This is a genomic window from Paraburkholderia lebeckiae, from assembly GCF_050436225.1.
GTDB lineage: Bacteria > Pseudomonadota > Gammaproteobacteria > Burkholderiales > Burkholderiaceae > Paraburkholderia > Paraburkholderia tuberum.
In genome coordinates, this window is the sequence record NZ_JBNDLU010000002.1 from 3,352,697 (window position 1) to 3,367,472 (window position 14,776).

Sequence of the window (14,776 nt, forward strand, 5' to 3'; positions counted from 1 at the left end):
AAATCGCCGCCATTATATGAGCGGAAGCCGCCCCAGCGCCGCCTGGTGGGCGAACGGCGTAAAATGAAACAGTTGCTGCAAACAGACCGTTATCTAAAGAAACTTTCATGGGACCGGAGTAAGCGCTGTAGCGCTAACTCCGGTCGACACAGGAGACATGCGTGAACCATCCCGTGCCGCCGGCGCCGCTACGCCGGCCGTTTCCCGCCGCATTGCTGAACCAGCTCAAAGCCGCTTTCGGCGATCGGGTCTCCGTTGCCGAAGCCGTGCGTGCGCACCACGGCCGCGACGAATCACCGTTCGATCCGCAACTGCCTGACGCCGTCGTGTTCGCGCGTACAACCGAAGACGTGCAAACCGCCGTCAAGCTGTGCGGCCAGTACGACGTGCCGATCATTCCGTACGGCAATGGCTCGTCGCTCGAAGGACATCTGCTTGCCGTGCAAGGCGGCGTGTCGATCGATCTGTCGGAAATGAACCGGGTGTTGTCGATCAACGCCGCAGACCTGACCGTCACCGTCGAGCCCGGCATCTCGCGCAAGCAACTGAACGAAGCGCTGCGCGACACCGGCCTGTTCTTCCCGATCGACCCCGGCGCGGACGCGAGCATCGGCGGGATGTCGGCAACCCGCGCGTCGGGTACCAACGCCGTGCGCTACGGCACGATGCGCGAGAACGTGCTCGGCCTGACGGTCGTGCTCGCCGATGGCCGCGTGATCAAGACCGGCTCGCGCGCGCGCAAATCGTCGGCGGGGTACGACCTCACGCGCCTGTTCGTCGGCTCGGAAGGCACACTCGGCGTGATAACGGAAATCACGCTGCGCCTCTATCCGCAGCCGGAGGCGGTGTCGGCCGCGGTGTGCACGTTCCCGTCGATGGGCGACGCGGTGCGCGCGGTCATCGAGACGATCCAGATCGGCGTGCCGATCGCGCGTGTCGAGTTCGTCGATTCACTTGCGATCCGCTCGATCAATCGCCATTCGAATCTGACACTGCGCGAAGCGCCCACATTGTTCTTCGAATTTCACGGCACCGAGGCCGGCGTCAAGGAACAGGCCGAACTCGTGCAGGAAATCGCCGCACAGAATGCCGGTGAAGGCTTCGAATGGGCGACGCGCCCCGAAGACCGCAGCCGTCTGTGGAACGCGCGTCACAACGCCTATTTCGCGATGCTGCAACTGAAGCCCGGCTCGCGCGCGGTGACCACCGACGTCTGTGTGCCGATCTCGCGTCTCGCGGAGTGTGTGGTCGAAACGGAGCAGGATCTGTTGGCGTCGCCGCTGCCCTGCCCGATCGTCGGCCATGTCGGCGACGGAAACTTCCACGTCGCGATCCTGATCGACCCGGACAAGCGCGAAGAGCTCGAGGAAGCCGAGCGCCTGAACCATCGCATCGTGCAGCGCGCGCTGCGGATGGACGGCACCTGCACCGGCGAGCATGGCATCGGCCTGCACAAGATGGGCTTTCTGCTCGAGGAGCACGGCGACGTCGCGGTCGACACGATGCGCTCCATCAAGCACGCGCTAGACCCTCGCAATCTGATGAACCCGGGCAAGATTTTCGCCTGGGCGGCGGCCTGATCGACACTGCGCATGGCGGCCGCGGCAAACCGCTGACACGCCCAGCGGCAACCGCGCCAAGCTGAACACGCAAGTGATGCGAAGCAGGCAGCACGAAACAGCCGGCTCGAACCACGAAGCCGGACCGGCGCAAGCCACGAGGAGACAACTCACATGAACGCACCCGCTGAACTGTCGGCCGAAGTCCTCGCGCGGCGTCAGCGCGAAGTCGCGCAGGCGCTGATGGCCGTGTTGCCGACCCACTGTCTGCTGTATCGCGAAGAAGACACCGTCGCGTACGAATGCGACGGACTCGCTGCGTACCGGCGTCTGCCGCTCGCGGTCGTGTTGCCGGAAACCGAGTCGCAGGTGCAGCGCATCGTGCAGATCTGCCATCGCCTCGAGGTGCCCATCGTGCCGCGCGGCGCGGGCACCGGCCTGTCCGGCGGCGCGATGCCGATTCGGCACGGCGTGGTGGTATCGCTCGCGCGCTTTCGCAAGATCGTCGAAGTCGACTCGTACGCGCGCATCGCGACCGTGCAGCCGGGCGTGCGCAATCTGGCGATCTCCGAAGCCGCGGCGCCGTATGGTCTTTACTATGCGCCGGATCCGTCGTCGCAGATCGCCTGCACGATCGGTGGCAACGTGTCAGAGAATTCGGGCGGCGTGCATTGTCTGAAGTACGGCCTCACCGTGCACAACGTGCTGCGCGTGCGCGCGGTCACGATGGAAGGCGAGATCGTCGAATTCGGCTCGCTCGCGCCTGACGCGCCGGGGCTCGATCTGCTCGCGGTGCTGATCGGCAGCGAGGGCATGTTCGCGATCGTCACCGAGGTCACCGTCAAGCTGATCCCGAAGCCGCAAACGGCGCAGGTCATCATGGCCAGCTTCGACGACGTCGTCAAAGGCGGCGACGCCGTTGCGGGCATCATCGCGGCGGGCATCATTCCGGCCGGCCTCGAGATGATGGACAAGCCCGCCACGCGCGCGGTCGAGGAGTTCGTCAACGCGGGCTACGACCTCGACGCGGCGGCGATCCTGCTGTGCGAATCGGACGGCACGCCCGAGGAAGTCGCGGCCGAGATCGTGCGCATGACCGCGGTGCTGCGCGAGCATGGCGCGACCCGTATCCAGATTTCACGCACGGAAGCCGAGCGCCTGCGCTTCTGGTCCGGGCGCAAGAACGCGTTTCCGGCCGCCGGCCGCATTTCGCCGGACTACTACTGCATGGACGGCACCGTGCCGCGCCGCAGTATCGGGCCGCTGCTCGCGCGCATCGAGGAGATGGAGAAGACCTACCAGTTGCGCTGCATCAACGTGTTCCATGCCGGCGACGGCAACATGCACCCGCTGATCCTGTTCAACGGCAACGACCAGGACGAGTGGCATCGCGCCGAGTTGTTCGGTTGCGACATCCTCGAAGCTTGCGTCGAGCTGGGCGGCACGGTGACGGGCGAGCATGGCGTCGGCATCGAGAAGATCAATTCGATGTGCGTGCAGTTCTCGCCCGAAGAGCGCGACACGTTCCACGCGGTTAAGCGAGCATTCGACGCGCCCGGCCTGTTGAACCCCGACAAGGGCATCCCGACGCGGGCGCGCTGTGCCGAATACGGCAAGATGCACGTGCGCGGCGGGCTGCTGCCTCATCCCGAGCTGCCGCGCTTCTAGCGGCTGGCGTTTGCAGCGCGCATCCGCTCGCCGCGCCCGCGCTGATGCTCGCGCGGCCTGCGCGGCGCTTTGCGCGCGCCCCTCCAGACCGATGCCGCGCCCCGTCATGCGGGTGCGCTCCGGCTTGCCAGCGAGCCGCCGCCCGGTACAATCAAACGAAACACGACGAGCAGGACACCATGGAAGAGGACGACATCGTCGCCGTATGGTCCGAACGCGTGCGTTCGGCCAGCGCCGAGGGACGCGCGCTGCGCATACGCGGCGGCGGCACCAAAGACTGGTATGGCCAGACGCTGGAAGGTGAGATCCTCGACACGCGCGCTTATCGCGGCATCATTGCGTACGATCCGGCCGAGCTCGTGATCACCGCGCGCGCGGGAACACCGCTGCTGGAAATCGAAGCCGCGCTCGCCGAGCACGACCAGATGCTGCCGTTCGAGCCGCCGCACTTCGGGCCGCAGGCCACCTTCGGCGGCTGCATCGCCGCTGGCATTTCGGGGCCGCGCAGGCCGGCCGTCGGCGCCGCGCGCGATTTCGTGCTCGGCGCCGTCGTGATGAACGGCCAGGGGCAGGTGCTGCACTTCGGCGGCCAGGTCGTCAAGAACGTCGCGGGTTACGACGTGTCGCGGCTGCTTGCGGGCTCGCTCGGCACGCTCGGGCTGATCCTCGAGCTGTCGGTCAAAGTGCTGCCGCGGCCGCAAGTCGAAGCCACGCTGAAGTTCGACATGAACGGCACCGATGCGGTACGCAAGCTCAACGAATGGGGCGGCCGGCCGCTGCCGATCACCGCGAGCGCATGGCGCAACGGCACGCTCGCGGTGCGCCTGGGCGGCGCGGAAGCCGCGGTCAAGGCAGCGCGCACCGGGCTCGGCGGCGAAGTCGTCGATGCGGTCGAAGCTGAACGCTTCTGGGCCGGCCTGCGCGAACAGACCGATTCGTTTTTCGCGGGCATTCCGCCGAAGGCCGCGCTGTGGCGCCTCGCGCTACCGTCGATCACCGAGCCGCTGCAGCTGCCCGGCGCGCAACTGATGGAATGGGGCGGCGGCCAGCGCTGGTGGATCACCGACACCGACGCGCAAACCGTGCGCATCAGCGCGAAACAGGCCGGCGGCCACGCGACCATCTTCCGCGGCGGCCACGGCTACGACCGCAGCGCCGGCGTATTCACACCGCTGCCCGCGCCGCTGATGAAAATCCATCGCGGCCTCAAACATGCATTCGACCCGGCCCGCATCTTCAACCGCGGCCGTCTCTACTCCGACTTCTGAGCGACGCGATGCAAACCAACCTCGCGGACTTCATTCGCAATACGCCCGATGGCAACGAAGCGGACGCCATCCTGCACAAATGCGTGCATTGCGGTTTCTGCACGGCCACCTGCCCGACCTACCAACTGCTTGGCGACGAGCTCGACGGCCCGCGCGGGCGCATCTATCTGATCAAGCAGATGGTCGAAGGCGCGCCGGTCACGCGCAGCACGCAGGTTCACCTCGACCGCTGCCTGACCTGCCGCAATTGCGAGTCGACCTGCCCGTCGGGCGTGCAATATGGGCGGCTCGTCGAAATCGGCCGCAAGCTCACCGAAGAGAAAGTCAAGCGTCCGCTCAATCAGCGGCTGATGCGGCGCCTGCTCGCGAGCGTGCTGCCGAACAGCGCGATCTTCACGCCGGCGATGCGTCTGGGTCAGCACGTGCGCGGCCTGCTGCCGAAGAAGCTGCGCGACAAGGTGCCCGCGCGCCAACGCCCGCTCGCATGGCCGGGCGCAAAACACGAACGCAAGGTGCTGATGCTGGCGGGCTGCGTGCAACCGTCGATGATGCCGAACGTCAACATCGCGACCGCGCGCGTGTTCGATGCGCTCGGCATCGAAACGCTGATCGCGCCCGACGCCGGCTGCTGCGGCGCGATCCGCCTGCACCTCGGCTACCACGACGAAGCGCTCGACGACCTGCGCGCGAACATCGACGCATGGTGGCCCTACGTCGAACAGGGCGTTGAAGCGATCGTGATGAACGCGTCGGGCTGCGGCGCGACGGTCAAGGAATACGCGCACCTGCTGCGCCTCGATCCGAACTATGCCGAGAAGGCGCGCCGCATCGTCGAATTGACGCGCGACGTCTCCGAGGTCCTGTCCGAGTTCGAAGAAAAGCTCGTCGCCATCACGCGCCGTCGCTCGGTACACACGGTCGCGTTTCATCCACCCTGCACGCTGCAGCATGGCCAGCAGATCCGCGGCAAGGTCGAGCAACTGCTCAGCGCGCTCGGCGTCGAAGTGCGCCTGCCCGCCGACAGCCATCTGTGCTGCGGCTCGGCCGGCACCTACTCGCTGCTGCAGCCGCGCCTGTCGTACGCGCTGCGCGACCAGAAGCTCGAGCGTTTGCAGGCGCAGGAGCCGCAGGTGATCGTGTCGGCGAACGTCGGTTGCATCGCGCATCTGCAAAGCGGTACGTCGACGCCGGTCGCGCACTGGATCGAATTGGTCGAGCACATGCTGTCCGTATAATCGGGCCATCGTCTTCGCTGAACACCGGTTCGTTCCATGTCCGATCTGCCTCACAATCTCGCCGACGTTCACGAGCGTATCGCCAGGGCCGCGCAAGCGGCCCACCGCGACGCGCAGTCCGTGACGCTGCTCGCGGTCTCCAAGACGTTTCCCGCCGATGCCGTGCGCGCCGCTCATGCGGCCGGTCAGCGCGCATTCGGCGAGAACTACGTGCAGGAAGCGCTCGACAAGATCCAGGCACTTGCCGATCTGCGCGCGTCGCTCGAATGGCATTTCATCGGACCGCTGCAATCGAACAAGACGCGGCCCGTCGCCGAGCATTTCGACTGGGTACATTCGGTCGATCGGCTGAAGATCGCGCAGCGGCTGTCGGAGCAGCGCCCGGACAACCTGCCGCCGCTCAACGTGTGCCTGCAGGTCAACGTCAGCGGTGAAGCGTCGAAGAGTGGCGTCGCCATCGCCGAGGCGGCCGCTATCGCGCAACAGATCGCCGCGCTGCCGAAGCTGAAGCTGCGCGGACTGATGTCGATTCCCGAACCTGGCGGCGATCTCGCAGAACAACGCGCGCCGCATCGCCAATTGCGCGAGCTGTTCGAGCGCTTGCGTAACGACGGGCTCGCGCTCGATACGCTGTCGATGGGCATGTCGGCCGATCTCGAAGCAGCCGTGCTCGAAGGCGCAACGATCGTGCGCGTCGGCACCGCGATCTTCGGCGCACGCGATTATTCCCGCTGAGCTTTTCCACGGGCCTTGCGCGAACCTGGCTGCGCGAAGCCCTCACCGCATCTCATCTGAACCTATCCGGACCATCATGAAAATTGCGTTTATCGGCGGCGGCAACATGGCCGCGGCGTTGATCGGCGGCCTCATCAAGCGGGGCGTCGCGCCCGCGGACCTGTACGCGATCGATCCGAACGAAGACGCGCGCCAGCGCAACGAGCAGCAATTCGGTATCCGCACCGGCGCGGCCGCCGACGTCACGCTCGCCGACTACGACGCGGTCGTGCTCGCGGTGAAACCGCAGATCCTGAAGAGCGTAGCCGGGACGCTGGCGCCGCATCTGCGCGCGTCGCAACTCGTCGTCAGCATCGTCGCGGGCATTCGCATCGACGACATGTCGCGCTGGCTCGCTGGCCACAACCGCGTCGTGCGCGTGATGCCGAATACGCCGGCGCTGATCGGCATGGGCGTCACGGGTCTCGTCGCCAGCGGCAGCGTCGACGAAGGGGGCCGCGCGCTCGCGTCACAGGTGCTCGGCGCGGTCGGCGAAACCGTCTGGTTCGACGACGAAGCGAAGATCGACGCGGTCACCGCGATCTCGGGCAGCGGGCCGGCCTACGTGTTCTATTTCATCGAAGCGCTGCAGGAAGCCGCGCGCCAGCTCGGTATGGACGAAGCGCAGGGCCGCGCGCTGGCGGTCGCGACCTTCACGGGCGCCGCGCAACTTGCGGCCAATTCCGACGAGCCGCCGAGCGTGCTGCGCGAGCGCGTGACATCCAAAGGCGGCACGACCGCGGCAGCGCTCGCCTCGTTCGAAGCGAGCGGCATCAAGGACGCGATCGTGCGCGGCGCACTGGCCGCCGACGCGCGGGCGCGCGAGATGGGCGACGAATTCGGCAAGCAGTAACGCGAACCGGCGTCGAAAGGAAACAGCGGAAACAGACACGCCGTAGCGCGACTGTCCTTCTTCTAATCAGGGCAGGCGCCTACGGCGTGTAGAAACGCAGCGGTCTGAAGCCAGAAAAGCGCTGACGCGAATTAAAACGAAGCCACCACGTAATGCGCGGCGATCCCCGCGAACAACGCGCCGCCGAGCCAGTTGTTGTGACGGAACGCGGCAAAGCACTGCATGCGCTCGCGATGGCGGATCAGCGTGTAGTGATAGATCGCGCAACCCACCGCGACCGCCCAGCCGAGCCAGTACAGCGGACCAAACCCGAGCGTCACGCCAATGCCGACGTAAATCCCGAGCGTCACTGCATAGCACAGCATGACCGCGGCCACGTCGAAACGGCCGAACGTCAGCGCCGACGTACGGATGCCGATCTTGATGTCGTCGTCGCGATCGACCATCGCGTATTCGGTGTCGTACGCAACGGCCCAGAAGATATTCGCGACCAGCATCACCCACGCGAGCAGCGGCACGTGATCCTGCACCGCGGCGAACCCCATCGGAATACCGAAGCCGAACGCGATGCCAAGATACGCCTGCGGAATCGCGAAGAAGCGCTTCATGAACGGATACGTGCCGGCGACGAACAGCGCGACCATCGACAACTCCTTGGTCAATGCATTGAGCGGCTGAATCAGCAGAAACGCGATCAGCGACAGCACGGTTGCCAGCACGACCGCTTCCCACGCATTGATCTTGCCGGACGTGATCGGCCGGTTCTCGGTGCGCTTCACGTGACGGTCGAAATCGCGGTCCGCGTAGTCGTTGATCGCGCAGCCGGCCGAGCGCATCAGCACCGTGCCGAGCGTGAAGATCACCAGCAATTGCCACGACGGATGACCGCCGGACGCGATCCACAGTGCGTTGAGCGTCGGCCACAGCAGCAGCAGGCTGCCGATCGGCTTGTCCATGCGCACGAGGCGCAGATACAGGGGAAATCGGGCGAACATGGGACGAATTCGGTGAAGTGCGAACACGGTGCGCCTATTTTACGGGAAGCGCACGGCGGCCCAGGATTCGCACGGCCGCGTATCGAAGTGCCACGCGCTCGCATCAGTGCGTTACGCGGCAGCGGCGCAAAAAACAAAGCCTCCCGTGCAGGGAGGCTTGTGCGTTTTTAGCACGGCTCAACTGCGCCAAATCAGGCGAGCAGCGAGCGCAGCATCCATGCGGTCTTTTCGTGTGTCTGCATACGTTGCGTGAGCAGGTCGGCGGTCGGCTCGTCGTTGGCGGCTTCCGTCGACGGGAAAATCGCGCGCGCGGTGCGCACCACGGCTTCCTGACCTTCGACCAGCTGACGGATCATGTCTTCCGCGGCCGGCACGCCGTCCGCTTCGGGGATCGACGACAGCTTCGCGAAATCCTTGTAGCTGCCCGGCGCATGCACGCCCAATGCACGGATGCGTTCGGCGATCGAGTCGACCGCGAGCGCGAGTTCGTTGTACTGCGTTTCGAACATCAGGTGCAGCGTATTGAACATCGGACCCGTGACGTTCCAGTGGAAGTTGTGGGTCTTCAGGTACAGCGTGTAGGTGTCGGCGAGCAGACGCGACAGCCCTTCGGCGATCTTCTTGCGATCCTTGTCGCTGATCCCGATGTTGACGTGCTGTACTGCTGTTGCGGCTTCTTTCTTGGCCATGATGACTCCTTTGAAGAGTGATACGAACCGGTCGGCAGATGACGGTCTGCGGAAACACGAATAAAACGTCCGACAGTGTAGCGTGAATGCCGCAAGGATTGCGCAACACGTGCCCGAGAGCCTTGCTGCGCGGCCATTCTGGCGGTACTGCGCTCAGCCGCCCAGCGCGTGTTGCAACGCCTGCGCGGCGATTACCGCAAAGCCGCTCGCGACGATCGCAAAGCCCAGCGCCTTGCGAAACATCAACGCCTGCCATTGCGCCTGCTTGCCCGGCGCGACGGCCCGACCGCCGATGCTCGCCATCATCATCCGAATCATGATCGTACTCCGGGTTCGTCTCGTGACGGCCCGCAGCAATGCGCCGCGCCGTCGATTACTTTGACACTGCTTTGCCATCCGCCGCGTATATGACGCCTAGCGGTTCCTGCCTTCCCGCAACGCGGCGAGCGCCGCGATCACACCTTCCGCGTAAGCCGGATCGGCGCGGCGGAAATGCTCGATCTGACGCGCGACGATTTGCGGCGGCACGCCGTCGATATGTCGCGCGATATTGGCGAACAGACGCTCACGGTGCGCGTCGTCGAACAGCGCGAACAACATGCGCGGCTGCGTGTAGTAGTCGTCGTCCTCGCGATGCTCGTAACGCGCGACCGCGCCCGCCGCGAGCGGCGGCTCGGACGCGTTCTCGTCCTGCACGAAGTCGCCGAAGCGATTCGGCTCGTAATTCACGTTGCCGCCGCTATTGCCGTCGGTGCGCATCGCGCCATCGCGATGAAACGAATGCGGGTTCGGCACGCGCGGCGCATTCACCGGAATCTGGTGATGATTGATGCCGAGCCGGTAACGCTGCGTATCGCCGTACGAGAACAGCCGCCCCTGCAACAGACGGTCCGGCGAAAATCCGATGCCCGGCACCACGTTCGCCGGCGTGAACGCCGCCTGCTCGACGTCCGCGAAATAGTTCGCCGCGTTGCGATTCAGTTCAAGCGTGCCGACGTCGATCAACGGATAGTCCTTCTGCGACCACACCTTCGTGATGTCGAACGGATTGAAGCGGTAGTTCGCCGCATCCGCTTCCGGCATCACCTGAATTGCGAAGCGCCACTTCGGGAAGTTGCCCGCATCGATGCTGCTCACGAGATCGCGCTGCGCGCTTTCGCGGTCATTGGCGACCACCTGCGCGGCTTCGGCGTCGCTGAAATTTTCGATGCCCTGCAGCGACTTGAAGTGGAACTTGACCCAGAAACGCTCGTTGTTCGCGTTGATGAACGAGTACGTGTGCGAGCCGAAGCCGTGCATCTGCCGGTAGTTCTTCGGAATGCCGCGATCGCTCATCAGAATCGTCACCTGATGCAGCGACTCCGGATGAGTCGACCAGAAATCCCACGCGGCGACATTGCTGCGCAGATTCGTGTACGGATCGCGCTTCTGCGTATGGATGAAGTCCGGGAACTTCAGCGGATCGCGGATGAAGAACACCGGCGTGTTGTTGCCGACCACGTCCCAGTTGCCTTCTTCGGTGTAGAACTTGATCGAGAAGCCGCGCACGTCGCGCTCGGCGTCGGCCGCGCCACGCTCGCCGGCCACCGTCGAAAAGCGCATGAAAAGCGGCGTTTCCTGGCCGACCTGCGCGAATACCTTCGCCTTCGTGTAGCGCGAAATGTCGTGCGTGACCGTCAGCGTGCCGAACGCGCCCGAACCCTTCGCGTGAACGCGCCGCTCGGGAATCACTTCGCGATCGAAGTGCGCAAGTTTTTCGAGCAGCCAGACGTCCTGCAGCACCACGGGGCCACGCGGGCCGGCGGTCATCGAGTTCTGGTTATCGGCGACGGGCGCGCCGGCGGCATTGGTGAGCTTACGTTCGGACATGGGCACTCCTGCGTGGTTTCTATCGAATCGGGGGAAAAGCATGCGGCATCCGTGCGCGACGGACGCCGTCACGGGTAGGCACGTCAGGCGGCCAGCACCCGGTCGGCCAGCAACGACACGGCGACCGTACGGATACTCGGCGCGGCGACCGTCGTGGCCGGTTGCGCGGGAAAAGCGTGGATGGGCTGTGAAACCGCTTGCATGGTGTTTTCCTCCTGGCTTGTCTCGCGCCCCGACTCGGAGTCTGGGCGCTGAGCCTTGTCGAATAAGGGGATCGGGCGATCCATGGAGGAAACTATAGCAATATCTATCGAATATTCGTATTTGATTAAATTAATCTATTCGATAGGGCTTGCGCCCTTTTTTGCGGCAGGCCGCACCGGTGTCCGGCGCGGCTGCGGATGATGGCGAGTCAGTTGACGGCGGCCGGCAGATCGAGCTTTCTGACGCCCGGCAGGTCGCACGCGGCGATTGCTTCGCAGATCGCGTCGATCGCGGGCATGCGCGTGAAGCTCTTGCGCCACGCCAGCACGACGCGGCGATCGGGCACCGGCTCGTCGAACGCGACATAGCTGAGCAGGCCCGCGTCGATACCGCCCGCATGCGGCTTGACCTCGTGCACCGACATGCGCGGCAGCACGGTAATGCCGACGCCGCTTGCGACCATGTGACGAATCGTTTCGAGCGACGAGCCCTCGAAGGTCTTCTGGATGCCGTCGGCGTTCTGCGAAAAGCGCATCAGCTCGGGACACACGCCCAGCACGTGATCACGGAAGCAGTGGCCGCTGCCGAGCAGCAGCATGGTTTCCTGCTTCAGGTCGTCGGGGTCGATCTTCGGGCGGCTTTCCCATGCGTGGCCGGACGGCAGCGCGACCACGAACGGCTCGTCGTACAGCGGACGCAGCATCAGCCCGGTTTCGGGAAACGGCAGCGCCATGATCGCCACGTCGATTTCGCCCTGCTTGAGCAGCTCGATCAGTTTCAGCGTGAAGTTTTCCTGCAGCATCAGCGGCATCTGCGGGACGCGCTGGATCATCTGCTTGACGAGCGTCGGCAGCAGGTACGGCCCGATCGTGTAGATGACGCCGAGGCGCAGTGGACCGACCAACGGGTCCTTGCCCTGCTTGGCGATTTCCTTGATCGCGAGCGTCTGCTCGAGCACGCGTTGGGCTTGCGTGACGATCTGTTCGCCGATCGGCGTCACGCTGACCTCGCTGGTGCCGCGCTCGAAAATCTGCACGTTCAGCTCGTCTTCGAGCTTCTTGATGGCGACGGACAGCGTGGGCTGGCTGACGAAACACGCTTCGGCGGCCCGGCCGAAGTGCCGCTCGCGGGCCACCGCCACGATGTATTTCAATTCGGTGAGCGTCATTCGGGGATCAATCAGTCCGATGGATTCGATAGGTTCTAGTTATACACCTATAGGGTCGGTTCGCCAACTTTTTAGCCGTTGCGCTTGCGGCGGGCACGGCGGTCAGGCTTTCAGATACTGCTCGCGCGCACCGAGCCAGCGCGCCAGATGCTGAATGACCACGTCCGGATATTGGTCGAGCAGCGTCGCGGCGGCTTCGCGCGCCGGCTCGATCAGGTGCTGATCGTTCTGCAAGTCGGCGAAACGCAGCATCGCGGCGCCTGACTGCCGCGCGCCGAGGAACTCGCCGGGCCCGCGGATTTCGAGGTCGCGGCGGGCGATCTCGAAGCCGTCTGTGGTTTCGCGCATCGTTTGCAGGCGCGCGCGGGCGGTCATCGACAGCGGTCCGGTGTAGAGCAGCACGCAGACCGACGCGGCGCTGCCGCGCCCCACGCGTCCGCGCAACTGATGCAGCTGCGCGAGACCGAAGCGCTCCGCATGCTCGATCACCATCAACGATGCGTTCGGCACGTCGACACCGACCTCGATCACCGTGGTCGCGACCAGCAGCTGGATCTCGTTGCGCGAGAACGCGTCCATCACCGTGGCCTTTTCGACGGGCGCGAGGCGCCCGTGCACCAGCCCGACCTTCAGCTCGGGCAGCGCGGCCACCAGCGTCTCGTAGGTCTCGACCGCGGTTTGCAGCTGCAGGGTCTCGCTTTCCTCGATCAGCGGACACACCCAGTACACCTGGCGCCCCGTCAACGCCGCCTCGCGCACGCGGCCGATCACCTCTTCGCGGCGCGCGTCGGACACGAGCTTCGTGAGGATCGGGGTGCGGCCGGGCGGCAGTTCGTCGATCGTGGAGACGTCGAGGTCCGCGTAGTAGGTCATGGCGAGCGTGCGCGGAATCGGCGTCGCCGACATCATGAGTTGATGCGGCTGGAAGTCGGCCGCGCCGTCGGCGGCGCCCTGCGCCTTCGCGCGCAACGCGAGCCGTTGCGCGACGCCGAAGCGATGCTGTTCATCGACTATCACGAGCCCGAGGCGCGCGAACTCGACCGCGTCCTGGATAATCGCGTGCGTGCCGATCACGAGCTGCGCGGTGCCGAGCGCGGCCGCTTCGATCGCGGCGCGCTTCTCCTTGGTCTTCAGACTGCCCGCGAGCCACGCGACATTCACGCCGAGCGGCTCGAGCCAGCCGCGCAATTTGCGCGCGTGCTGCTCGGCGAGAATTTCGGTCGGCGCCATCAGCGCGGCCTGGTAGCCGGCGTCGATCGCCTGCGCGGCGGCGAGCGCCGCGACGATCGTCTTGCCGCTGCCGACGTCGCCTTGCAACAGCCGCTGCATCGGATGCGGCTGCGTCAGATCCAGCGCGATCTCGCCGCCGACGCGCTGCTGCGCGGCCGTCAGCGAAAACGGCAGCGCCTTCAGCAGCCGCGCGACCAGCGCTGACTCGTCGCCGAGCTTGCGGCGCGGCATGGCCGGCGCGGCGCGCGTGCGCCGCTCGTCGTGCGCGCGCTTCAGCGACATCTGCTGCGCGAGCAGTTCCTCGAACTTGATGCGCACCCAAGCCGGATGCGTGCCATCGATCAGCGCCGTTTCGTCCGACTGCGGGCCCGGATGATGCAGCGTGCGCACCGCGTCCATCAGCGCCGGCACCCCGAGCGGGTCGAGAAACGCGCGCGCGACCGGCGCGGGCAGCAGCTCCGGCAGCGACGTGCGCGCGAGCGCGTTGTCGATCGCCTTGCGCAGATACGCCTGCGACACGCCCGCGGTGCTCGGATAGACCGGCGTCAGCGCCTGCGGCAGCGGCGTGTCTTCATCGACGACGCGCACGGTCGGATGCACCATCTCCATGCCGAAGAAGCCGCCGCGCACGTCGCCGCGCACGCGCAGGCGCGCGCCGGGCGCCATCTGCTTGACCTGCGAGCCGTAGAAATTCAGAAAGCGCAGCACGAGCTCGTCGCCGTCGGCGTCGCGCAGCTTCACCAGCAGCTGCCGGCGCGGACGATAGGCGATCTCATTGTCGAACACCACGCCTTCGGTTTGCGCGATGCCGCCGGGCAGCAGGTGAGCGATCGGCGTCAGCGAGGTTTCGTCTTCGTAGCGCATCGGCAGATGCAGCACGAGGTCGATGTCGCGTGTGAGGCCGAGTTTGGCGAGCTTGTCGGCGGTTTTGACGGGAGCTTTGGCTGCAGGTTTGGCGGCGGCCTTCGTCGTAGCCTTGGTTTTAGCGGCGGGTTTGTCGCCGTTCGCGGAGCCGGCCGCGAATTCATCGGGAGAGTCGCCCGCGGCGGCGCCGGCATGGTCGCCGTCGCGCCCGGCATCGTGGCCGGCGGCCATCATGCCACCTTGCGCGCCACGTTCCGCCGCATCCCGCCCCCCCGCCTCCGCCCGCGCACCGCGGCGCCTCGGTTCGGCGCCCGCTTCGAGGGTGGCAACGGACGATCGGCGGTCGGACAAAGGCATGGGCAGCTTCGCAAGTACAATATCGGCTGTTGTCGAAAAGAAG

Annotated in this window: 12 protein-coding genes; 6 read left to right on the forward strand and 6 right to left on the reverse strand. The window is 65.6% G+C overall.

What is annotated here, in order from left to right; translation table 11 throughout:
• The first annotated feature begins 161 nt into the window (after positions 1-161).
• The 6 genes from OKW45_RS30040 (at position 162) to proC (ending at position 7,357) form a co-directional block, all read left to right on the forward strand.
• Complete coding sequence (locus OKW45_RS30040) at positions 162-1,580, forward strand: FAD-linked oxidase C-terminal domain-containing protein (RefSeq protein WP_429472736.1); 1,419 nt, start codon at positions 162-164, stop codon at positions 1,578-1,580.
• A gap of 153 nt (positions 1,581-1,733) precedes the next feature.
• On the forward strand, positions 1,734-3,227 hold the full coding sequence (locus tag OKW45_RS30045) for an FAD-linked oxidase C-terminal domain-containing protein (RefSeq protein ID WP_429472737.1): 1,494 nt from the start codon (positions 1,734-1,736) through the stop codon (positions 3,225-3,227).
• Between the two features lie 179 nt (positions 3,228-3,406).
• Positions 3,407-4,495, forward strand: coding sequence for a glycolate oxidase subunit GlcE (gene glcE, locus OKW45_RS30050; protein ID WP_184002334.1), 1,089 nt, complete (start codon positions 3,407-3,409; stop codon positions 4,493-4,495).
• Between the two features lie 8 nt (positions 4,496-4,503).
• Positions 4,504-5,730 (forward strand): glycolate oxidase subunit GlcF, encoded by a 1,227-nt coding sequence (gene glcF / locus OKW45_RS30055; protein WP_429472738.1) that lies wholly within the window; start codon positions 4,504-4,506, stop codon positions 5,728-5,730.
• A gap of 36 nt (positions 5,731-5,766) precedes the next feature.
• Entirely contained in the window at positions 5,767-6,465 is a 699-nt protein-coding gene (locus tag OKW45_RS30060) for a YggS family pyridoxal phosphate-dependent enzyme (RefSeq protein WP_429472739.1), read from the forward strand.
• Positions 6,466-6,541: 76 nt separating this feature from the next.
• Entirely contained in the window at positions 6,542-7,357 is an 816-nt protein-coding gene (proC, locus tag OKW45_RS30065; protein ID WP_429472740.1) for a pyrroline-5-carboxylate reductase, read from the forward strand.
• Between the two features lie 131 nt (positions 7,358-7,488).
• Here the strand turns inward: proC and ubiA are convergent, their stop codons facing one another.
• From ubiA to recG, 6 genes are all read right to left on the reverse strand, one after another.
• A complete protein-coding gene (ubiA, locus tag OKW45_RS30070; protein ID WP_429472741.1) occupies positions 7,489-8,352 on the reverse strand; it encodes a 4-hydroxybenzoate octaprenyltransferase in 864 nt (287 codons plus the stop codon).
• 191 nt (positions 8,353-8,543) lie between these two features.
• Positions 8,544-9,041: a Dps family protein gene (locus tag OKW45_RS30075; protein WP_018419460.1), complete on the reverse strand. Its 498-nt coding sequence runs from the start codon at positions 9,039-9,041 to the stop codon at positions 8,544-8,546.
• Between the two features lie 153 nt (positions 9,042-9,194).
• Complete coding sequence (locus tag OKW45_RS30080; protein ID WP_429472742.1) at positions 9,195-9,359, reverse strand: hypothetical protein; 165 nt, start codon at positions 9,357-9,359, stop codon at positions 9,195-9,197.
• Between the two features lie 96 nt (positions 9,360-9,455).
• The gene (locus OKW45_RS30085) at positions 9,456-10,910 is read right to left on the reverse strand and encodes a catalase (protein WP_429472743.1); all 1,455 of its coding nucleotides are present in this window, start codon (positions 10,908-10,910) and stop codon (positions 9,456-9,458) included.
• A 412-nt stretch (positions 10,911-11,322) separates the two neighbouring features.
• Positions 11,323-12,282 (reverse strand): LysR substrate-binding domain-containing protein, encoded by a 960-nt coding sequence (locus OKW45_RS30090; RefSeq protein WP_018419456.1) that lies wholly within the window; start codon positions 12,280-12,282, stop codon positions 11,323-11,325.
• A 102-nt stretch (positions 12,283-12,384) separates the two neighbouring features.
• Positions 12,385-14,733, reverse strand: a complete 2,349-nt coding sequence (recG, locus tag OKW45_RS30095) for an ATP-dependent DNA helicase RecG (protein ID WP_429472744.1) — start codon at positions 14,731-14,733, stop codon at positions 12,385-12,387.
• Positions 14,734-14,776 lie beyond the last annotated feature (43 nt).

Bases quoted from the DNA above. Each gene is read 5' to 3' on its own strand.
- glcF (WP_429472738.1), top strand. From the start codon at position 4,504: ATGCAAACCAACCTCGCGGACTTCATTCGCAATACGCCCGATGGCAAC.
- OKW45_RS30080 (WP_429472742.1), bottom strand. From the start codon at position 9,359: ATGATTCGGATGATGATGGCGAGCATCGGCGGTCGGGCCGTCGCGCCG.
- ubiA (WP_429472741.1), bottom strand. From the start codon at position 8,352: ATGTTCGCCCGATTTCCCCTGTATCTGCGCCTCGTGCGCATGGACAAG.
- OKW45_RS30075 (WP_018419460.1), bottom strand. From the start codon at position 9,041: ATGGCCAAGAAAGAAGCCGCAACAGCAGTACAGCACGTCAACATCGGG.
- OKW45_RS30060 (WP_429472739.1), top strand. From the start codon at position 5,767: ATGTCCGATCTGCCTCACAATCTCGCCGACGTTCACGAGCGTATCGCC.
- OKW45_RS30045 (WP_429472737.1), top strand. From the start codon at position 1,734: ATGAACGCACCCGCTGAACTGTCGGCCGAAGTCCTCGCGCGGCGTCAG.
- glcE (WP_184002334.1), top strand. From the start codon at position 3,407: ATGGAAGAGGACGACATCGTCGCCGTATGGTCCGAACGCGTGCGTTCG.
- OKW45_RS30090 (WP_018419456.1), bottom strand. From the start codon at position 12,282: ATGACGCTCACCGAATTGAAATACATCGTGGCGGTGGCCCGCGAGCGG.
- recG (WP_429472744.1), bottom strand. From the start codon at position 14,733: ATGCCTTTGTCCGACCGCCGATCGTCCGTTGCCACCCTCGAAGCGGGC.
- proC (WP_429472740.1), top strand. From the start codon at position 6,542: ATGAAAATTGCGTTTATCGGCGGCGGCAACATGGCCGCGGCGTTGATC.
- OKW45_RS30085 (WP_429472743.1), bottom strand. From the start codon at position 10,910: ATGTCCGAACGTAAGCTCACCAATGCCGCCGGCGCGCCCGTCGCCGAT.